At 66.1% G+C, this 17,658-nt stretch carries 19 protein-coding genes; 4 read left to right on the top strand and 15 right to left on the bottom strand.

Features of this window, described 5'->3' with window-relative positions; all coding sequences use genetic code 11:
* Positions 1–166 precede the first annotated feature (166 nt).
* The 4 genes from AC13GA_RS19610 to surE are packed head-to-tail and all read right to left on the bottom strand — an operon-like array spanning position 167 to position 3,035.
* A complete protein-coding gene (locus AC13GA_RS19610; RefSeq protein WP_295378428.1) occupies positions 167–952 on the bottom strand; it encodes a peptidoglycan DD-metalloendopeptidase family protein in 786 nt (261 codons plus the stop codon).
* Positions 949–1,563, bottom strand: coding sequence for a YqaA family protein (locus AC13GA_RS19605; protein ID WP_004152860.1), 615 nt, complete (start codon positions 1,561–1,563; stop codon positions 949–951). Before AC13GA_RS19605 ends, AC13GA_RS19610 begins: the two co-directional genes overlap by 4 nt.
* 18 nt (positions 1,564–1,581) lie before the next feature.
* Entirely contained in the window at positions 1,582–2,259 is a 678-nt protein-coding gene (locus AC13GA_RS19600) for a protein-L-isoaspartate(D-aspartate) O-methyltransferase (protein ID WP_004152859.1), read from the bottom strand.
* Complete coding sequence (gene surE / locus AC13GA_RS19595; protein ID WP_478475137.1) at positions 2,256–3,035, bottom strand: 5'/3'-nucleotidase SurE; 780 nt, start codon at positions 3,033–3,035, stop codon at positions 2,256–2,258. The genes AC13GA_RS19600 and surE overlap by 4 nt, the downstream gene beginning before the upstream one ends.
* A 209-nt stretch (positions 3,036–3,244) precedes the next feature.
* On the opposite strand from surE, the gene AC13GA_RS19590 reads away from it, so the two are divergent.
* Entirely contained in the window at positions 3,245–3,784 is a 540-nt protein-coding gene (locus AC13GA_RS19590) for a Smr/MutS family protein (RefSeq protein ID WP_482998788.1), read from the top strand.
* Positions 3,785–3,853: 69 nt separating this feature from the next.
* On the opposite strand, the gene truD is transcribed toward AC13GA_RS19590, so the two are convergent.
* From truD to AC13GA_RS19540, 10 genes are all read right to left on the bottom strand, one after another.
* Positions 3,854–4,885 (bottom strand): tRNA pseudouridine(13) synthase TruD, encoded by a 1,032-nt coding sequence (gene truD, locus AC13GA_RS19585; RefSeq protein ID WP_253078634.1) that lies wholly within the window; start codon positions 4,883–4,885, stop codon positions 3,854–3,856.
* On the bottom strand, positions 4,882–5,379 hold the full coding sequence (gene ispF, locus AC13GA_RS19580; RefSeq protein ID WP_065722302.1) for a 2-C-methyl-D-erythritol 2,4-cyclodiphosphate synthase: 498 nt from the start codon (positions 5,377–5,379) through the stop codon (positions 4,882–4,884). Before ispF ends, truD begins: the two co-directional genes overlap by 4 nt.
* 34 nt (positions 5,380–5,413) lie before the next feature.
* Complete coding sequence (ispD, locus tag AC13GA_RS19575; RefSeq protein ID WP_046984414.1) at positions 5,414–6,112, bottom strand: 2-C-methyl-D-erythritol 4-phosphate cytidylyltransferase; 699 nt, start codon at positions 6,110–6,112, stop codon at positions 5,414–5,416.
* The gene (gene ftsB, locus AC13GA_RS19570; RefSeq protein WP_136638592.1) at positions 6,109–6,462 is read right to left on the bottom strand and encodes a cell division protein FtsB; all 354 of its coding nucleotides are present in this window, start codon (positions 6,460–6,462) and stop codon (positions 6,109–6,111) included. Before ftsB ends, ispD begins: the two co-directional genes overlap by 4 nt.
* Positions 6,463–6,466: 4 nt before the next feature.
* Positions 6,467–7,759 carry a phosphopyruvate hydratase gene (gene eno / locus AC13GA_RS19565; RefSeq protein ID WP_136638593.1) on the bottom strand — a complete coding sequence of 431 codons (1,293 nt, stop codon included), beginning with the start codon at positions 7,757–7,759 and terminating at the stop codon, positions 6,467–6,469.
* A 97-nt stretch (positions 7,760–7,856) separates the two neighbouring features.
* Positions 7,857–8,186 (bottom strand): hypothetical protein, encoded by a 330-nt coding sequence (locus tag AC13GA_RS19560; RefSeq protein ID WP_046984411.1) that lies wholly within the window; start codon positions 8,184–8,186, stop codon positions 7,857–7,859.
* The gene (locus AC13GA_RS19555) at positions 8,186–8,530 is read right to left on the bottom strand and encodes a hypothetical protein (protein ID WP_046984410.1); all 345 of its coding nucleotides are present in this window, start codon (positions 8,528–8,530) and stop codon (positions 8,186–8,188) included. The genes AC13GA_RS19560 and AC13GA_RS19555 overlap by 1 nt, the downstream gene beginning before the upstream one ends.
* The gene (kdsA, locus tag AC13GA_RS19550; RefSeq protein ID WP_012510652.1) at positions 8,527–9,357 is read right to left on the bottom strand and encodes a 3-deoxy-8-phosphooctulonate synthase; all 831 of its coding nucleotides are present in this window, start codon (positions 9,355–9,357) and stop codon (positions 8,527–8,529) included. The genes AC13GA_RS19555 and kdsA overlap by 4 nt, the downstream gene beginning before the upstream one ends.
* Before the next feature lie 89 nt (positions 9,358–9,446).
* Positions 9,447–11,111: a CTP synthase gene (locus AC13GA_RS19545; RefSeq protein ID WP_004152841.1), complete on the bottom strand. Its 1,665-nt coding sequence runs from the start codon at positions 11,109–11,111 to the stop codon at positions 9,447–9,449.
* A gap of 400 nt (positions 11,112–11,511) precedes the next feature.
* A complete protein-coding gene (locus AC13GA_RS19540; RefSeq protein ID WP_032969519.1) occupies positions 11,512–11,745 on the bottom strand; it encodes a hypothetical protein in 234 nt (77 codons plus the stop codon).
* 172 nt (positions 11,746–11,917) lie between these two features.
* Here AC13GA_RS19540 and parE point away from each other — a divergent pair, with 172 nt between their 5' ends.
* From parE to AC13GA_RS19525, 3 genes are all read left to right on the top strand, one after another.
* Positions 11,918–13,807: a DNA topoisomerase IV subunit B gene (parE, locus tag AC13GA_RS19535; RefSeq protein WP_046984409.1), complete on the top strand. Its 1,890-nt coding sequence runs from the start codon at positions 11,918–11,920 to the stop codon at positions 13,805–13,807.
* Between the two features lie 170 nt (positions 13,808–13,977).
* A complete protein-coding gene (locus tag AC13GA_RS19530; RefSeq protein ID WP_482998787.1) occupies positions 13,978–14,556 on the top strand; it encodes a GNAT family N-acetyltransferase in 579 nt (192 codons plus the stop codon).
* A gap of 109 nt (positions 14,557–14,665) precedes the next feature.
* The gene (locus AC13GA_RS19525; RefSeq protein WP_482998786.1) at positions 14,666–16,162 is read left to right on the top strand and encodes a S10 family peptidase; all 1,497 of its coding nucleotides are present in this window, start codon (positions 14,666–14,668) and stop codon (positions 16,160–16,162) included.
* A 366-nt stretch (positions 16,163–16,528) separates the two neighbouring features.
* Here the strand turns inward: AC13GA_RS19525 and AC13GA_RS19520 are convergent, their stop codons facing one another.
* Complete coding sequence (locus AC13GA_RS19520; protein ID WP_006431323.1) at positions 16,529–17,650, bottom strand: inorganic phosphate transporter; 1,122 nt, start codon at positions 17,648–17,650, stop codon at positions 16,529–16,531.
* Between the last annotated feature and the right edge of the window lie 8 nt (positions 17,651–17,658).

Genomic DNA, 17,658 nt, shown 5'->3' with positions numbered 1-17,658 from the left:
AGATGGCGAATCGACGATCAACGCGCCGGCAGGTACTGCTGCGGGTCGACCGGCTTGCCGTTGTAGCGGGTGCGCCGACGGCGTTTGCGGCCCATGGGCCGCGCCGACGGCAAACGCCCGGCGTGCTACGCCGGGCCGGGGATCCGCCCAGATGGCGAATCGACGATCAACGCGCCGGCAGGTACTGCTGCGGGTCGACCGGCTTGCCGTTGTAGCGGATCTCGAAGTGGACCATGTCGCGGTTCGCGCCGGTACGGCCCATCTCCGCGATCTGCTCGCCAGCCTTCACGCTCTGTCCTTCATTCACCAGGCGCTTGCGATTATGACCGTACGCCGAAAGCCACTGGTCGCTGTGCTTGATGATGATCAGCTCGCCGTAGCCGACCAGGCCGGCACCGGAATACACCACCACGCCATTGGCGGTAGCCTTGACTGCCTGGCCGCTGGTGCCCGCGATGTCCACGCCCTGCTTGGTCGCATCACCCGCAACGTAGCGGCCCACGACGGCGCCATCGGCCGGCCAGCGCCAAGCGATGTTGCTCTTCACCGGACCGGCCGGCGCCGTGGTCGGCGCGGTACTGCCTGCGGTGCTGCCGCCGGAGCGCGGCGGGGTCACCACCGTGGTCGGTGCGCGGCCACCGCTGGCACCGGCCGGATACAGGCGGATCACCTGCCCCGGATGGATCGATGAGGGATTGTCCAGGCTGTTCCAGGCAATCAGGTCAGCCGGGGTGATGTCGTGGATGCGGGCCAGCGCATAGATGGTGTCACCCTTGCGAACGACCACGGTCTGGCCCGGCTTGGGCACCGAGGTCTTCGGCGTGGTCACGCCGCCACCGGTGCTGCCCCCACCAGGACGAACCACGGTAGCGGTGCCGCAGGCGGCCAGGGTGGAAACCAGCAACGCCAGCGCGCCGATGCGCACTCCCTTGCTCAGACGATCAGGATTCATGCGAACTTCGACCTCCATACAAGCCAGGCGATCAGCACCACCACCAACGCGGTGGCGATCCAGCCCAGCGGTTCAATCCAGCGACGCAGCGCCGCTTCGGCACGCGCACCACCGATACGGATGACCGCAGCCAGCACGAACACGCGCTTGCCACGACCGATCAGCATGCTCAACAGGTACTGCGGCATCGGTACGCCGACGATACCCGATGCCCACGTGAAGACCTTCATCGGGATCGGCATGAAGCCGCCCAGCACCAGGAAGGTGAACACCGCCCACGGCGACTCGGCCATCTTGGCCTGCACGGTGGTGATGCCCTGCTCGATCGCCGGCAGCATGCCCAGTGCCTCGAACAGTGGCTTGATCGCCTCGAAGGCGAAATGACCCAACGCGTAGCCGACCACCGCACCGACCATTGAACCGGCCAGGCTGAGAGTCGCGAACCACCAGCCGCGCTTGGGCTGGGCCACGCACATCGGCGCCAGCATCACTTCCGGCATCACCGGGAAAATGATCGCCTCGAAGAAACTCAATACCGTGAGGTAGGTCGGCGCGCGTTCGTGCGCCGCCCACTTCATCGCCCGCTCGTACAGCGGCCCGAAAATCTTCATGCAACCCTGCTCCGTGGATTAGTCCAGCATGCCAGACAGCAGCGGTACGAAGGTGACCGGCGCCAGCACGTGTTGTTCGATGCTGCCGTCGGCCTTGCGGTCCAACTGCACCAGCGACTGCGCACTGGGGCCGCCGACCGGGGCCACCAGGCGGCCGCCTTCGGCGAGCTGCTCGATCAGTACATCGACCAGCGCCGGCGCCGCTGCGGTGACCACGATGGCATCGAACGGACCGTGCTCGGCCCAACCGACGCGGCCGTCATCATGCTTGGTACGGATGTTCATGCCCAACGCACGAAAACGCTTGCGCGCCTGGCGCAGCAGGTCTCCGATGCGCTCGACGGTGTACACCTCCAGACCCAGTGCACCGAGCACCGCGGCCTGGTAGCCCGAACCGGTACCCACTTCCAGCACCCGCTTCGGTGCCACCTGCAGGACAGCCTCGGTCATCCGAGCGACCACCCAGGGTTGCGAAATGGTCTGGCCATGGCCGATAGGCAGTGCGGTGTCTTCGTAGGCCCGTGACGCCAGCGCCTCATCGATGAAAAGATGGCGCGGCACCACCCGGATCGCATTCAAGGTTGATTCGTCGGCGATGCCCGCTTCACGCAGGCGATCGACCAGGCGGTCACGCACACGTTGCGAGGTCATGCCGATGCCGACAGCTTCCGGTTGCAGGCGCAGGCGCGGGCTCATGCCGGCTGGTCCAGCGCAGCACTGAGGCCGCCGACCCAGCTGGCCACCTTCTCCAGTGCCTGGTAGCGGGTCAGGTCGACCTGGATCGGCGTGATCGAGATGTGGCCGGTGCGCACCGCATGGAAATCGGTGCCGGGGCCGGAGTCCTGCTCGCGGCCAGCTGGCCCGATCCAGTACACATCATTGCCGCGCGGGTCTTTCTGCGCGATGCAGCCTTCGGCGCGATGGCGGTTGCCGAGGCGGGTGACCTCGAAGCCCTTGACCTCGTTCCACGGCAGATCCGGCACGTTGACGTTGAGGATGGTGTCGGCGGGCAGCGGGTCGGCCTTGAGGCGGGCAACGATCTCGACTGCGGCACGCGCGGCGGTCTCGAAGTGCTTCGGATCGTGATTGCGGCTGACCAGCGAGACCGCTACTGCCGGCAAGCCGAGGAAGCGACCTTCCATCGCCGCCGAGACGGTTCCGGAATAGATCACGTCGTCGCCGAGGTTGGCAGCGTTGTTGATGCCGGACACGACAATGTCAGGTTCGAATTCAAGCAGGCCGGTCAGCGCCAGATGCACGCAATCGGTCGGCGTGCCGGCTACAGAGACGGTGTAGTGGTCGATGCGCTTGAGGCGGATCGGCAGGTCCAGGGTCAGGGAGTTGCTGGCGCCGGAGCGGTCGCGGTCAGGTGCGACCACCGTCACTTCGTGACCGGCTTCGCGCAGGACCGAGGCAAGCATCCGGATGCCTGCGGCGTCGACACCATCGTCATTGCTGACCAGGATTCGCATCTTCGATTTAACCGCTTGATTTTCCAAGAATTCGATTCCATCACCGTGCAGTGTGGGCGGGACCGTCGCGCTTCCCTGCGGAAGCCGTCGACCCTGCAAGGGCATCGTCTATTGTGCCGCATGCGAGCCGCCGGTCCTACCCTGCCGGCGGTCACGGCCGACTTCGAATCGTCATAGGCAGGCTCACGCCAGCGGTTTACCCTGTGCGCATGTCGCACCCTGAAGATGAAGATCCGGCCGCGTTGTTCCGTGCAGCCATCGGCGAAGTGACGCCGCTGCGTAAGGATGCCGAGCCGGCGCCCGCCGCGCCGCGGCCGAAACCGCGCGCGCGCATGGCCGAGCGTGACGAGGCGGAAGCCGCTGGCGAGTTCGCCCGGCTGTTGCGCGACAGTACGCCGCTCGAAGCCGGCGACGTGGCCAGCTATCGACGCGACAACCTGCCGCCGCGGGTGTTCCAGCGCCTCAAGCGTGGCCAGTACTCGGTGCAGGACGAGCTGGACCTGCATGGTGCAACCGCAGCGCAGGCAGAGGCGTTGCTGCGCCAGTTCCTGCTGGAAGCGCATGCGCAAGAATACGGCTGCGTGCGCATCATCCACGGCAAGGGCCTGCAGTCCGATGGCGGTGCGCCGGTACTGAAAAACCTGGTCGATCGCCTGCTGCGGCTGCGCAACGACGTGCTGGCGTTTCATTCGGCGCCGACCGGACAAGGCGGCACCGGCGCGATGCTGGTGCTGCTGGCACGCAGATGAAAAAGGGGACGGAGGGAATTAAGTCGTTTGTGCCACAAACGACTTAATTCCCTCCGTCCCCTTTTTCTGTCAGGCCTGCGAGGCGTCTTCGACCGGGCCGAGCTCGTGCAGCACGGCAGTGGCATAACAGCCCGGCGGCAGTGCGAACGATAGTTCCAGCACGTCATCCGCCAGCCACTGGTGCTGCAGCAACGCTGGACGCAGGCGCAGTGCGCGGCGCTCCTGCTTCAGGCGCGCGTCTTCCAGGCCGGCACGCAGCGCCTTGGATTCGTCGTCATCCAGCGTCGCCAGCTCCAGCGCGCGTGCCGCTTCGGTGCTGCGCAGTTCACCCTCGCCCCACAGCGGTGCGCTGGGGTGGATGTCGAAGCGCGCCAGGCGCTCGGCCAGTACATCGGTGTACGGCTCGGGGCCGAACACGCTGCGGCTGCCATCGAGCATCCACACTTCGCCATCCAGCGGCTGGTCCCAGTTGCCCTGCTCCACGCGCGCGGCCAGCACGCGGTTGAACAGCGCCGAGCGGGCCGCCGACAGCAGCAGTGAACGCTGGTCCTTTCGCATGCGGCGGCCACCGAACATCGCCAGCGCCGCCGGCACGTTGCCACCGTCGCGGCCAAAACGCTGCTCGCCGAACCAGTTCGGCAGGCCCCGCTCTGCGATCTGCTGCAGGCGCTCACTGATCGCGGCGGCATCACCCTGCACGTCGCGCAGCACCAGCTTGAAACGGTTGCCGGCCAGCGCACCGCGCTGCAGCTTGCGGTTGTGCCAGGTGGATTCGATCACTTCGATTTCATCACTGGCCAGCGATGCCAGGTCAGGCGCCACGCGCTTGGGCAGGTGCACGCTGAAGCGCTGGGTGGTGACCGCGTGCCGATCCTTCATGCCGGCGTAGCTCACCGCCATTTCCGGCAGGCCAGCCCATGCGGCCAGCAGCTTGGCCACGTGCACGGTGTTGGCACCGCGCTTGCGGATGTGCAGCAGCAGGTGCTCACCTTCGCCGGTGGCCTCGAAGGCCGGCAGTTCATCAACCTGGAAATCTTCCGGCGTAGTGCGGATGCGTGCGCTCAGCAGCGGCGCGCCGAACGCGAGCGGCAGCGGAATCATGCCGCCACCAGCAGCACCACCGCCTGCGCGGCGATGCCTTCGCCACGGCCGGTGAAGCCCAGCTTCTCCGAGGTGGTGGCCTTGACGCTGACCGCGTCCAGCGGCAGCTGCAGCAGTTCGCCGATGCGTTCGCGCATGGCCAACGCGTGCGGGCCGACCTTCGGCCGCTCGCAGATCACGGTGATGTCGGTGTTGCCGACGCGCCAGCCGCGCTCGCGCAGCAGGCTGTCGCAGTGGCGCACGAAATCGCTGCTGTCGGCACCCTTCCAGCGGTCGTCGCTGGGCGGGAAATGCTGGCCGATGTCGCCCAGCGCGATCGCACCCAGCATGGCATCGCACAGCGCATGCAGGATCACGTCGCCATCGCTGTGTGCGAGCACTCCGCAGCTGTGCGGCACGTTCACTCCGCCGAGCATGATGTGGTCGCCTTCACCGAAGGCATGGACGTCGTAGCCCTGGCCGATACGGACGGGCGGGAACGGTGCGGTGCTCATGGATACAGCCCTTGCAGCAGGGCCGCGCGGGCGATCAGCCGGCGCGGCGGGAAAGTACGAATTCAAACCGGTCCAGATCGGCCGGGGTGGTGACCTTGAAGTTGTCCTCGCTGCCTTCGACCAACAGCGGGCGCTGGCCCTGGCGTTCCATGGCCATGGCCTCGTCGGTGACTTCCACACCGGCGGCAGCGGCTTCGGACAGCGCGCGACTGAGCTGGTGGCGGCGGAACAGCTGCGGCGTCAATGCGCGCCACAGACGCTCGCGCGGCTCGGTACCATCGATGCCACCATCGTCGCCAGCGCGCTTGAGGGTGTCACGCACCGGTGCCGCGAGAATCGCCCCGACCGGGTCGGCACGACCGACTTCGAGCAGGCGGCCGAGATCGGCCGGCGACAGGTTCGGGCGCGCCGCATCGTGGACCAGCACGAATTCATCGGCGCGCACCGTCTCCGGCAGCGCCTGCAATCCGGCCAGCACAGAGGCCGCACGGGTAGCGCCACCGATACAGGTCAGCACCGGCTTGCCGGCCCATTCGCTCCAGCCCGGCCAGTCGGCATCGTCCGGGCCGATCACCACCATCGCTCCGGCCACCGCCGGATGCGCCAGCAGTGCATCCAGGGTGTGGGCGAGCAGGATCTGCCCACCCGCCTGCAGGTACTGCTTGGGCAAGGGCGCACCGAAACGGGCGCCACGACCGGCGGCCGGAACCACCACCCAGATCGCCGCGCTCATGGCACGTCCGCCGGATGATCGCCCGCCTGCGCGCTGACACCCGTCGCGGGCTGTACCGGATGGACCGGTGCATCCTCGACCACGCGGTAGAACTTCTCGCCAGGCTTGATCATGCCCAGTTCGCTGCGCGCGCGCTCTTCGATGGCGGACTGGCCTTCCTTGAGGTCCTTCACTTCGGCAGCCAGCGCGTCATTGCGCTGCTGCAGGCCCTCATTGTCACGCTCTTGGTTGGTGACTTGGGCTTCGAGCATCATGACTTCACCCGAATTGCCCGGACCAAACCAGAAGCGATACTGCAGCCAGCCCAGCAACAGGGCCAGCAACAGCAGCATCCAGCGCCAGTCGCGCATCGGATCAGCGCTTCAGCGAAACGAACGCGTCACGACCGGCGTAACGCGCGCCGGCGCCGAGAGCTTCCTCGATGCGCAGCAGCTGGTTGTACTTGGCCACGCGATCGCTGCGGCACAGCGAGCCGGTCTTGATCTGGGTGGCGGTGGTGGCCACCGAGATATCGGCAATGGTGGTGTCTTCGGTTTCGCCCGAGCGGTGAGAGACGACGGCGGCATAGCCGGCGCGGTCGGCCATCGCGATCGCTTCCAGGGTCTCGCTGAGCGTACCGATCTGGTTGACCTTGATCAGGATCGCGTTGGCGGTGCCCGAGTCGATGCCTTCCTGGAAGATCTTCGGGTTGGTCACGAACAGGTCGTCACCCACCAGCTGCACCTTCTTGCCGATGCGATCGGTCAGCAGCTTCCAGCCGGCCCAGTCGTTCTCGGCCAGGCCGTCTTCGATGGTGATGATCGGGTACTGCGCGGCCCAGTCGGCGAGGAAGTCGACGAACTGCTCGGAGGTCAGGCGCTTGTTCTCGCCGACCAGGTTGTACTTGCCGTTCTCGAAGAATTCGCTGGAGGCCACGTCCAGGCCCAGCAGCACATCTTCACCGGCGGTGTAGCCGGCCTTGCCGATCGCTTCGAGGATGGTGTCCAGCGCCTCGACGTTGCTGCGGAAGTCCGGCGCGAAGCCGCCTTCGTCGCCAACCGCCGTGCTCAGGCCGTGGCCCTTCAGCACCGACTTCAGTGAATGGAAGATTTCGGTGCCGGCGCGCAGGGCTTCGGAGAACGAGGTGAAGCCGACCGGCAGCACCATGAATTCCTGGAAGTCGACGTTGTTGTCGGCATGTGCGCCGCCGTTGATGATGTTCATCATCGGCACCGGCAGCGACGGGGTCACGCCAGTCCTGGCGGCCAGGTACTGCCACAGCGCCTGCTTGCTCGATGCAGCGGCGGCATGCGCGGCGGCCATCGAAACACCCAGCAGCGCGTTGGCGCCGAGGCGGCCCTTGTTCTCGGTGCCGTCAAGGTCGATCAGGCGACGGTCGAGGCCTTCCTGGTCGGAGGCTTCAAAGCCCTTCAACGCGTTGGCGATGGTGGTGTTGACGTTGTCGACCGCCTTGCGCACGCCCTTGCCCAGGTAACGGGTCTTGTCGCCGTCGCGCAGCTCCACCGCTTCCTTGGTGCCGGTGGAGGCACCGGAGGGAACTGCGGCGCGACCGAACGAACCGTCCTCCAGGGTGACTTCGGCTTCCAGCGTGGGGTTGCCACGGCTGTCGAGGATTTCACGGGCATGGATGCTGCGGATCGTACTCATGGTCGGGCCGGTTACCTGTATGGAGAGGGGGCGACAAAAACGAATGCCGCGTGATTATCCCCGGCTACCCGCCGCTTGCCAAATGGCCTGATCGGCATCAGCCCCAGCTGGACCCGATCACGATCAGCACCAGCGACACCAGCATCACCAGCAGGGCACCGGCAATCGCCGCCCAGATGGGTCCTCGCTGCCGCCGCCAGGCCAGCACCATCGCCACCAGACTGCCCAGAAAGGACAGCACCAGCGTGACCAGCGCGCCCAGCACCCACCACTGCATGGCCTGCACGCCGTTGTCGCCGTCCCCCGGGGGACGGAAGCTGGCTGCAAAGGCCACTACGGCGGTCAACAGGCTGCTCCAAGCGAGCACCGACAATCCCAGGGCGACCAGGCCCCAGGGCCAGCCTCGTGGCGGTGTCGTCGTATTCATCAGAACAGGTCGTGCAGCAGCACGCCAAGCCACAGCGAGAGCAGGACCATGGCAAGCGCGGCGGCCGCCCTGCCCCGGTTCAGTCGCCAACCCAGCACCGACGCAACGATGCCGGCGGAAACAGTGAACAGTTCGGCCACGGCGAGGGTGATGACATAGGGCTTCAGGTTGAGGCCCGCGCCGTCACCGGGCGGGCGCATCGCCGCTCCCACCAGCATGAAGATGAAGAACGCACCCGACAGCGACAGCAATGCCAGGCCAAGTGCGATCAGGCCCCACGGCCACTGCTTCCAGTGCCAGCGACGACGCTGGGTTGCCAGCGCCGCCCACGGGTCACGACTCACGCGAAGCGCGAGAAGCCGTGCTTCTTGGTCACTGCATCCAGCTCCATCAGGGTCTCGAGCAGCGCTTCCATCTGGTCCAGCGGCCATGCATTGGGGCCATCGGACAGCGCCTTGGACGGGTCCGGATGGGTTTCGGCAAACAGGCCGGAGATGCCCACGGCAACCGCGGCACGCGCCAGTACCGGCACATGCTCGCGCTGGCCACCGGAACTGGTGCCCTGCCCGCCCGGCAACTGCACCGAATGGGTAGCGTCGAACACCACCGGGCAACCGGTATCGCGCATCACCGCCAGCGAGCGCATGTCGCTGACCAGGTTGTTGTAGCCGAAGCTGGCACCGCGCTCGCAGACCATGATCTGCTCGTTGCCGGTGGCCTTGGCCTTTTCCACGACCGGCTTCATGTCCCACGGCGCCAGGAACTGGCCCTTCTTGATGTTGACCGGCTTGCCGGCCGAGCACACCTTGCGGATGAAGTCGGTCTGGCGGACCAGGAACGCCGGGGTCTGCAGCACGTCCACCACCGAGGCCACTTCATCCATCGGGGTGTATTCGTGGACGTCGGTCAGCACCGGCACGCCGATCTGCTTCTTGACCTCGGCCAGGACCTTCAGGCCCTCTTCCATGCCCGGGCCGCGGAACGCGGTGCCCGAGGTGCGGTTGGCCTTGTCGAAGCTGGACTTGAAGATGAAGTTGACACCGAGCCGGTCGGTGACTTCCTTCAACTTGCCGGCGGTATCGAGCTGCAGCTGCATCGACTCGATCACGCAGGGGCCGGCGATCAGGAACAGGGGCTGATCCAGCCCGACCTCGAATCCACACAGTTTCATGGCATTTCCTTGGTTGTCCACGGCAGCGGCCGGGCCGATGCACTGGGGTTGAAGCGAGCAAGATGGGGGCTCAGGGCCCCCATCACAAGTCAGGCGCGGACTTCCTGCAGCAGCTTGCCGCCGGCCTTGCGCTCGCGCGCGGCACGGATGAAGCCGATGAACAGCGGGTGGCCATCACGCGGCGTGGACAGGAATTCCGGATGTGCCTGGCAGGCCAGGAACCACGGGTGCGCATCGCGCGGCAGCTCGACCACTTCCACCAGGGTGTCGTCCATCGACTTGCCGGCGATCACCAGGCCCGCATCTTCCAGCTGGGTACGGTAGCGGTTGTTGAACTCGTAGCGATGGCGGTGACGCTCGGCCACCACGTCCTTGCCATACAGCTCACGAGCCAGCGTGCCCGGCTTCAGGCGCTGTTCCTGCAGGCCCAGGCGCATGGTGCCGCCCAGGTCACTCTTGTCGTCACGCTTCTCGACGTCGCCGGTGGCAGTGCGCCATTCGGTGATCAGGCCGATCACCGGGTTCGGCGACTGGCGGTCGTTCTCGGTGCTGTTGGCACCCTCCAGGCCGACCACGTTGCGCGCGTAATCGACCACCGCGGCCTGCATGCCATAGCAGATGCCGAAGTACGGCACCTGCTGCTCGCGGGCGAACTTCGAGGTCAGCACCTTGCCTTCGAAACCACGGTCGCCGAAACCACCCGGCACCAGGATGCCATCGACATCGGCCAGCGCGGCCATATCGGTGCCTTCCAGATCCTGCGCTTCCAGCCACTTCAGGTTGACCTTGGTGCGCTGGCGCAGGCCGCCGTGCTTGAGTGCCTCGCCGACCGACTTGTAGGCGTCCTGGTGGTCGACGTACTTGCCGACCACGGCGATGGTCACTTCGTCCAGCGGGTGCAGGGTCGCGTCGACCGCGTCTTCCCACATCGACAGGTCGACCGGACCGACCTTGTCGGCCAGCTTCAGCTGGTTGACGACGATCTCGTCCAGGCCCTGGGCATGCAGGCCCGACGGAATGCGGTACAGCACGTCCACGTCCGGCACGCTGATCACCGCGCGCTCGGAAACGTTGGTGAACTGGGCGATCTTGCGGCGCTCCGAATCCGGCACGGCCTGTTCGGAGCGGCACAGCAGCACGTCCGGCTGGATGCCGATCGAGCGCAGCTCCTTCACCGAGTGCTGGGTCGGCTTGGTCTTCAGCTCGCCGGCGGCGCCGATGTACGGCACCAGGGTGAGGTGCATGAAGAGTGCCTTCTCCGGGCCACGCTCGGTGCGCACCTGGCGGATCGCTTCCAGGAACGGCAGCGATTCAATGTCGCCGACAGTGCCGCCGATCTCGACCAGGGCCACGTCGTAGCCTTCGGTGGCTTCATCGATGCAGCGACGGATCTCGTCGGTGATGTGCGGGATGACCTGCACGGTTGCGCCCAGGTAGTCGCCGCGGCGCTCCTTGCGGATCACGTTCTCGTAGATGCGACCGGTGGTGACCGAGTTCTTGCGGCTCAGGCGGGTGCGCACGAAACGCTCGTAGTGGCCCAGATCGAGGTCGGTCTCGGCGCCGTCGTCGGTGACATAGACCTCACCGTGCTGGAACGGGCTCATGGTGCCCGGGTCGACGTTGATGTACGGGTCGAGCTTCATCATCGTGACCTTGAGGCCACGGGCTTCGAGAATGGCGGCCAGCGACGCGGCGGCAATGCCTTTGCCGAGCGAGGACACCACGCCGCCGGTTACGAAAATCAAGGGAGTCATGGCTGCAAGCATCCTGTCTGGAAATGGAAAACGGCAGCACCACGCGCACCCGGAGGGCGGGCATGGTGCTCAGAGGGGGTTTTCCGGTTCGCTGGGACAGCGAGGGAGGTGCCGTTCCATGCGGCGGCAGGCGCCGGACGGGGACCACCGTGCGAGGTCGGGGTGGCCGTGCCGGTCAAATCGACCGTCACCTGCGACCCGCCATGCTGGAAGCCACGCTTGGCCGCTCCAGCCCATTCGCAAATGGTGGACACGCACTTACTCCCGGAAAGCCATAGTTTACAGATTGATGGCCGCCAACCCAAGGGGCTTGTGCGTCCCATCCAACAAAAAACGCCCCGCTGGGCGGGGCGTTCCGGAGCGCAACCCTTGTCGCAAGGGCGCCTGGCAGGTTGTGGGATCAGCGCTTCTTGCGCGCTTCTTCCTCTTCTTCCTGCTGCGGGACCGGCTGGCCCTTGGCCTTCATTTCGGCATTGGCCTGGGCGCGGCGCTTGGCCTTGGCGTCCGCCTCGGACTGCGCCTTGTCGGCCTGGTCGCCCTGCTGCGGGGCCGGCTGGCCGGCGTTCTGCGCCAGCACCAGCGGCACTGCAACGGCAGCGGCGGCCAGGATCGCAATGGTCAGCAACTTCTTCATGGAGTCCTCCTCGCGGTATGGCTTGGACATATCGGTCCAACTAGGGGCGCCGGCGTTCAGATTCCAGCGGGTGCCATTTTACCCCCTTGCGCGCTCCAAGGCTGAACCGCAGGCGTGCAAAATCACGGGCCAGACCGCACACTTGCGCGTCGCTCCAAGCTTTCGAAGACAGATGAACGCCCGCTATAACGCCGCCGATATTGAAGTCCTGTCCGGCCTTGACCCGGTCAAGCGCCGCCCCGGCATGTATACCGACACCGCGCGCCCGAACCACCTGGCGCAGGAAGTGATCGACAACTCGGTGGACGAAGCCCTCGCCGGCCACGCCCGTTCGATCGAGATCACCCTGTTCAAGGACGGCAGCGTAGAGGTCAGCGATGACGGCCGCGGCATGCCGGTGGACATCCATCCGGAAGAGAAGATCCCGGGCGTCGAGCTGATCCTCACCCGCCTGCATGCCGGCGGCAAGTTCAACAACAACAACTACACCTTCTCCGGCGGCCTGCATGGCGTCGGCGTCAGCGTGGTCAATGCGCTGTCGACCCTGGTGGAAATCCACATCAAGCGCGAAGGTGCCGAACACCGCATCACCTTCCGCAACGGCGACCGCGCCTCGCCGCTGGAAGTGGTCGGCACCGTCGGCAAGAAGAACACCGGTACCCGCCTGCGCTTCTGGCCGGATCCGAAGTACTTCGATACGCCCAAGTTCGCCGTGCGTGCGCTCAAGCACCTGCTGCGCGCCAAGGCCGTGCTGTGCCCGGGCCTGACCGTGAAGCTGACCGACGAAGCCACCGGCGAAGTCGATACCTGGTACTACGAGGACGGCCTGCGCGATTATCTGAAGATGGAGCTGGGCGACCGCGAATCGCTGCCGGCCGATCTGTTCGTCGGCAACCTGAAGAAGGACACGGAGATCGTTGATTGGGCCGTGGCCTGGCTGCCGGAAGGCGAGCTGGTGCAGGAAAGCTACGTCAACCTGATCCCGACCGCGCAGCACGGCACCCATGCCAATGGCCTGCGCACCGGCCTGACCGAAGCGCTGCGCGAGTTCTGCGATTTCCGCAACCTGCTGCCACGCGGCGTCAAGCTGGCCCCGGAAGACGTCTGGGACCGTGTGTCGTTCGTGCTGTCGCTGAAGATGACCGACCCGCAGTTCAGCGGCCAGACCAAGGAACGCCTGTCCTCGCGCCAGGCCGCCGGCTTCGTCGAAGGCGCCGCGCATGATGCGTTCAGCCTGCTGTTGAACCAGAACGTGGAACTGGGCGAGAAGATCGCGCAGATCGCCATCGAGCGCGCCAGTGCGCGCCTGAAGACCGAAAAGCTGGTCGTCCGCAAAAAGGTCACCCAAGGCCCAGCCCTGCCCGGCAAACTGGCCGACTGCATCAGCCAGGACCTGTCGCGCACCGAACTGTTCCTGGTCGAAGGTGATTCGGCAGGCGGCAGCGCCAAGCAGGCCCGCGACAAGGATTTCCAGGCGATCATGCCGCTGCGCGGCAAGATCCTGAACACCTGGGAAGTCTCGTCCAACAGCGTGCTGGCCTCGGAAGAAGTACACAACCTGGCCATCGCCATCGGCTGCGATCCGGGCAAGGATGACATCAGCGGCCTGCGCTACGGCAAGGTGGTGATCCTGGCCGACGCCGACTCCGACGGCCTGCACATCGCGACCCTGCTGACCGCACTGTTCCTGAAGCATTTCCCGGCGCTGGTCGATGCCGGCCACGTGTTCGTGGCAATGCCGCCGCTGTTCCGCATCGACGTGGGCAAGCAGGTGTTCTACGCCCTGGACGAGGAAGAAAAGCGCTCGATGCTGGACAAGATCGAACGCGAGAAGATCAAGGGCGCGGTCAACGTGACCCGCTTCAAGGGCCTGGGTGAAATGAATCCGCCGCAGCTGCGTGAGTCCACCATCCATCCGGATACCCGCCGGCTGGTGCAGCTGACCGTGGACGATCGCGAGCAGACCAGTTCGCTGATGGACATGCTGCTGGCCAAGAAGCGTGCGTCCGACCGCAAGGGTTGGCTGGAAAGCAAGGGCGACCTCGCTTCGCTGGAAGCCTGATCGCTGAGCGGGGTCAGAGCCGTTTCCCACCGGTGAACGGCTCTGACCCCGTTAACCGGTGGTGCCAGCCAGCGGCCGGCACCACCGGTTCATGCGCCACGGTGCCATTACACCCCCATCGGCAAACCCTGCGGGTCCATAATGCGCGCTCATCTGCGTGGACGACTGAATTGCCCGCCAACTCGCTGCTGTTCCCCGGCCTGCCGCTGCACAGCGCGCGCCTGATCCTGAGCCCGATCCGCCGTGATGACGCGGCTGCGCTGTTCACGCTGCAATCCGACCCGGCGGTGATGCGCTGGTGGAACCATCCGGCCTGGAAACGACCTGCCGAAGCCCGCGAGCAGATCGACGACGACCTCGCGGCACACGCCACCGGCACCCAGCTCAAGCTGGCCGTACGCGAATCGCTGGAGGGGCCACTGCTGGGCATCTGCGTGGTATTTGCCGTCGACCGTGACGCTGCCCGCGCCGAGATCGGCTACCTGCTGGCGCCTGGCCTGCAGGGTCAGGGTTACATGCACGAAGCGTTGCAGCAGGTGCTGGCCTACCTGTTCCACACCCTGCGCCTGCATCGCGTGGAAGCCGAAATCGATCCGCGCAACGCGGCCTCCGCGCACGTGCTTGAACGCCTCGGTTTCCACCGTGAGGGCCTGCTGCGCCAGCGCTGGCGCATCCAGGGTGAACTGGCCGATTCGGCGGTGTACGGGCTGCTGGCCGACGACGAAGCGGCCGCCGCCCTGCCCACTTGACCCAATCTGGCCGCAACAGGCGACAACGCCTGGCCATGGCTTTGGACACATACGGCGCGGCACCGTAGCGGCCTAGCATCGGAACCCCTTCCGCTGCCGATCCGGTGCCATGAAGTCCCTGCTGCACACTGCCGCGCTCTGCGTCGGCCTGCTCATTGCTCCCGCCAGCGTGCTGGCCGCGCCCGCCGCCGAAACCAAGTCCGATGCCAAGGACGACAAGACCGAGGTACCTGCGCTGCCGGCCGATGCGTCCGCTCGCCAGAGCATCCGCCTGGCCGGTCGCGCCCTCGACTACACCGCCACCGTTGGCACCCTGCCGGTGCGCGATGAGAAGGGCAAGGTGATCGCCGATGTGGTGTTCACCGCCTACACGATGCCGGGCAAGGACCGGCCGGTGACCTTCGCGCTCAATGGCGGCCCCGGCGCTTCGTCGGTCTACCTCAACATGGGCGCGATCGGTCCCAAGGTGGTGACCTTCGGTTCGGAAGGCGACAGCGCCTCGGCGCCGGCCACCCTGCACGACAACCCGGGCACCTGGCTGGACTTCACCGACCTGGTATTCATCGATCCGGTCGGCACCGGCTTCAGCCGCGCACGCATCGGCGATGACGAGGCCAAGGAGCAGTTGTACAACCCCAACGCCGACATCGAGTACCTGTCGCGCTCGATCTACGACTGGCTGCTGCGCAACCAGCGCATGGCCTCGCGCAAGTACCTGACCGGCGAAAGCTACGGTGGCTACCGCGGCCCGCGCATCACCCACTACCTGCAGACCCGGTTGGGCGTGGCGATGAACGGCCTGGTGCTGGTGTCGCCGTACCTGAGCCCGACCCTGGAAGACAACGCCGATGTCTCGCCGATGGCGTGGATGCAGACGCTGCCGTCGATCGCCGCCGCGCACCTCGAGCGCCAGGGCAAGCTGACCGACGCGGCGATGCGTGACGTGGTCGAGTACACCCGCGGCGACTACGCCACCGCGCTGATGAGGGGCCGCAGCGATCCGCAGGCCACCGAGGCGATGCTGCGCCGGGTGACCGAGCTGACCGGCCTGGATCCGCAGTTCGTGCGTCGTGCCGGTGGCCGTCTGGAAACCCAGGCGTACCTGCGCGAGGTGTTCCGCGACAAGGGCACGCTGGGCAGCCGCTACGATTCCAACGTGACCGCGTTCGATCCGTTCCCGAACGATCCGGAGCAGCGTGCCAACGATCCGCTGCTGGACAGCATCATCGCGCCGACCACCACGGCGATGGTCGACTTCGTCACGCGCGTGGTCGGCTGGAAGGTGGATTCCCGCTACCAGGCGCTGAACTACGAGGTGAACCGGTTGTGGGACCGCAACGGTGATCTGCGCCAGGGCGCGGTGACCCAGCTGCGCCAGGCGGTGGCGATCGATCCGCACCTTCAGGTCTTGATCGTGCATGGCTGGAACGACCTGTCGTGCCCGTTCATGGGGTCGATCCTGACGGTGGACCAGATGCCGGCGATGGGCAGCAATCCGGACCGGGTACAGGTACGCAGCTATCCGGGCGGGCACATGTTCTACAGCCGGGCGGACAGCCAGGCGGCATTCCGGAAGGATGTGCAGGCGTTGTTCCAGCGTAACTGAGGGGTTCGGCCGCGCCTGCGGCCCGGCACCCGCCGGATCAACTGCAACTGCAACAGCCGGGATTTCGTGGGTTGGCGGGGTGGGTCCGATTGCGGGGGACGCCGTAAACCCGTCCATGGGGGCTTGGTCGCGGCATCCATGCCGCTCACACCCCCGCAACCGGACCCACCCCGCCTTCGACAGTTTCCTGCGATCTGTCGGAACGGCGCGGGGTCGGATCCCGTTGCCTGGCAACGGGCTCTGACCCCGGTTCTGCTCTGGTAGGCGTCGACCTTGGTCGACACGATGGGTGCAGAAAAAATGTTCCTCCAATGAAAAAAGCCCGCCGGAATCCGGCGGGCTTTTTCGTTTACCGGGCTGCTGGCCTCAGGTCCAGCCGAACAGCTCGAACAGCTTCAGGATCAGGTACGCACAACCACCTGCTGCCGGAATGGTCAGGATCCAGGCCCAGACGATGCGTTCGATCACGCCGAACTTCAGCGAACGCGGGTTCTTGGCGAAGCCGACGCCCATGATCGCGGTGGAGATGCTGTGCGTGGTCGAGACCGGCATGCCGAAGTGGGCCGCCAGGGTCAGGATGGTGGCCGAGCTGGTCTCTGCGGCGAAGCCATGGATCGGGTGCAGCTTGACCATCTTGTGACCCAGGGTCTTGATGATCTTCCAGCCGCCCGAAGCGGTACCGGCAGCCATCACCACCGCGCAGGTCAGCACGATCCACATGGCGATGCCATCGCCGGCATGCGCGTCCGGATGCATGAAGGCCAGCCACGACGGCAGGTCATTCAGTGCACCGGTTGCTTCGGCACCGATCAGGGTCATCGCAATGATGCCCATGGTCTTCTGCGCGTCGTTATGACCGTGTGCGAAGCCCATGTAGGCCGCCGAGGCGATCTGTGCCTTGCCGAAGAAGGCGTTGACGATGCGCGGACGGGCCAGGCGGCCGATGGCACCACCGATCTTGGCCAGGCCGGCGATCAAGCCCCACAGCAGCACCATCACCACGATGCCCAGCAGGAAGCCGGCGATCGGCGAGGTGATCATCGGCACGAACACCTTCCACAGCAGGCCCTTGTTCTGCGCCCAGCTGCCCAGGCGCTCGGACCAGATCAGCGCGTCCCAGTTGTTGTGGGCCGCAGCCAGGCCGGCGCCGCAGAGGCCACCGATCAGGGCGTGCGAAGACGAAGACGGCAGGCCCTTCCACCAGGTGATCAGGTTCCAGATGATGCCGCCCAGCAGCGCGCACAGGATCACCTGCGGGGTCACGTCGACCACGTTGGTGTTGAGCAGGCCCGAAGCGATGGTCAGCGCCACCGCTGTACCGGTCAGTGCACCGATGAGGTTCATGAAGGCGGCCAGCATCACCGCCCAGCCGGGCGAGAGCACTTTGGTCGCCACCACAGTGGCAATGGAGTTGGCGGTGTCGTGGAAGCCGTTGATGAACTCGAAGACGAGTGCGGCCAGGATCACCACCAGGACAAGGGTCAACATGCGGCGGC

It is taken from the genome of Stenotrophomonas sp. 22DLJC03 (genome assembly GCF_056861405.1).
Note: the sequence above shows the minus strand (reverse complement) of the source record. Positions and strands in the feature narration are given on the sequence as shown.

Coding starts and splice junctions, on each gene's coding strand:
- AC13GA_RS19610 (WP_295378428.1), bottom strand. CDS start 952: ATGAATCCTGATCGTCTGAGCAAGGGAGTGCGCATCGGCGCGCTGGCG.
- AC13GA_RS19605 (WP_004152860.1), bottom strand. CDS start 1,563: ATGAAGATTTTCGGGCCGCTGTACGAGCGGGCGATGAAGTGGGCGGCG.
- AC13GA_RS19600 (WP_004152859.1), bottom strand. CDS start 2,259: ATGAGCCCGCGCCTGCGCCTGCAACCGGAAGCTGTCGGCATCGGCATG.
- surE (WP_478475137.1), bottom strand. CDS start 3,035: ATGCGAATCCTGGTCAGCAATGACGATGGTGTCGACGCCGCAGGCATC.
- AC13GA_RS19590 (WP_482998788.1), top strand. CDS start 3,245: ATGTCGCACCCTGAAGATGAAGATCCGGCCGCGTTGTTCCGTGCAGCC.
- truD (WP_253078634.1), bottom strand. CDS start 4,885: ATGATTCCGCTGCCGCTCGCGTTCGGCGCGCCGCTGCTGAGCGCACGC.
- ispF (WP_065722302.1), bottom strand. CDS start 5,379: ATGAGCACCGCACCGTTCCCGCCCGTCCGTATCGGCCAGGGCTACGAC.
- ispD (WP_046984414.1), bottom strand. CDS start 6,112: ATGAGCGCGGCGATCTGGGTGGTGGTTCCGGCCGCCGGTCGTGGCGCC.
- ftsB (WP_136638592.1), bottom strand. CDS start 6,462: ATGCGCGACTGGCGCTGGATGCTGCTGTTGCTGGCCCTGTTGCTGGGC.
- eno (WP_136638593.1), bottom strand. CDS start 7,759: ATGAGTACGATCCGCAGCATCCATGCCCGTGAAATCCTCGACAGCCGT.
- AC13GA_RS19560 (WP_046984411.1), bottom strand. CDS start 8,186: ATGAATACGACGACACCGCCACGAGGCTGGCCCTGGGGCCTGGTCGCC.
- kdsA (WP_012510652.1), bottom strand. CDS start 9,357: ATGAAACTGTGTGGATTCGAGGTCGGGCTGGATCAGCCCCTGTTCCTG.
- AC13GA_RS19545 (WP_004152841.1), bottom strand. CDS start 11,111: ATGACTCCCTTGATTTTCGTAACCGGCGGCGTGGTGTCCTCGCTCGGC.
- AC13GA_RS19540 (WP_032969519.1), bottom strand. CDS start 11,745: ATGAAGAAGTTGCTGACCATTGCGATCCTGGCCGCCGCTGCCGTTGCA.
- parE (WP_046984409.1), top strand. CDS start 11,918: ATGAACGCCCGCTATAACGCCGCCGATATTGAAGTCCTGTCCGGCCTT.
- AC13GA_RS19525 (WP_482998786.1), top strand. CDS start 14,666: ATGAAGTCCCTGCTGCACACTGCCGCGCTCTGCGTCGGCCTGCTCATT.
- AC13GA_RS19520 (WP_006431323.1), bottom strand. CDS start 17,650: ATGTTGACCCTTGTCCTGGTGGTGATCCTGGCCGCACTCGTCTTCGAG.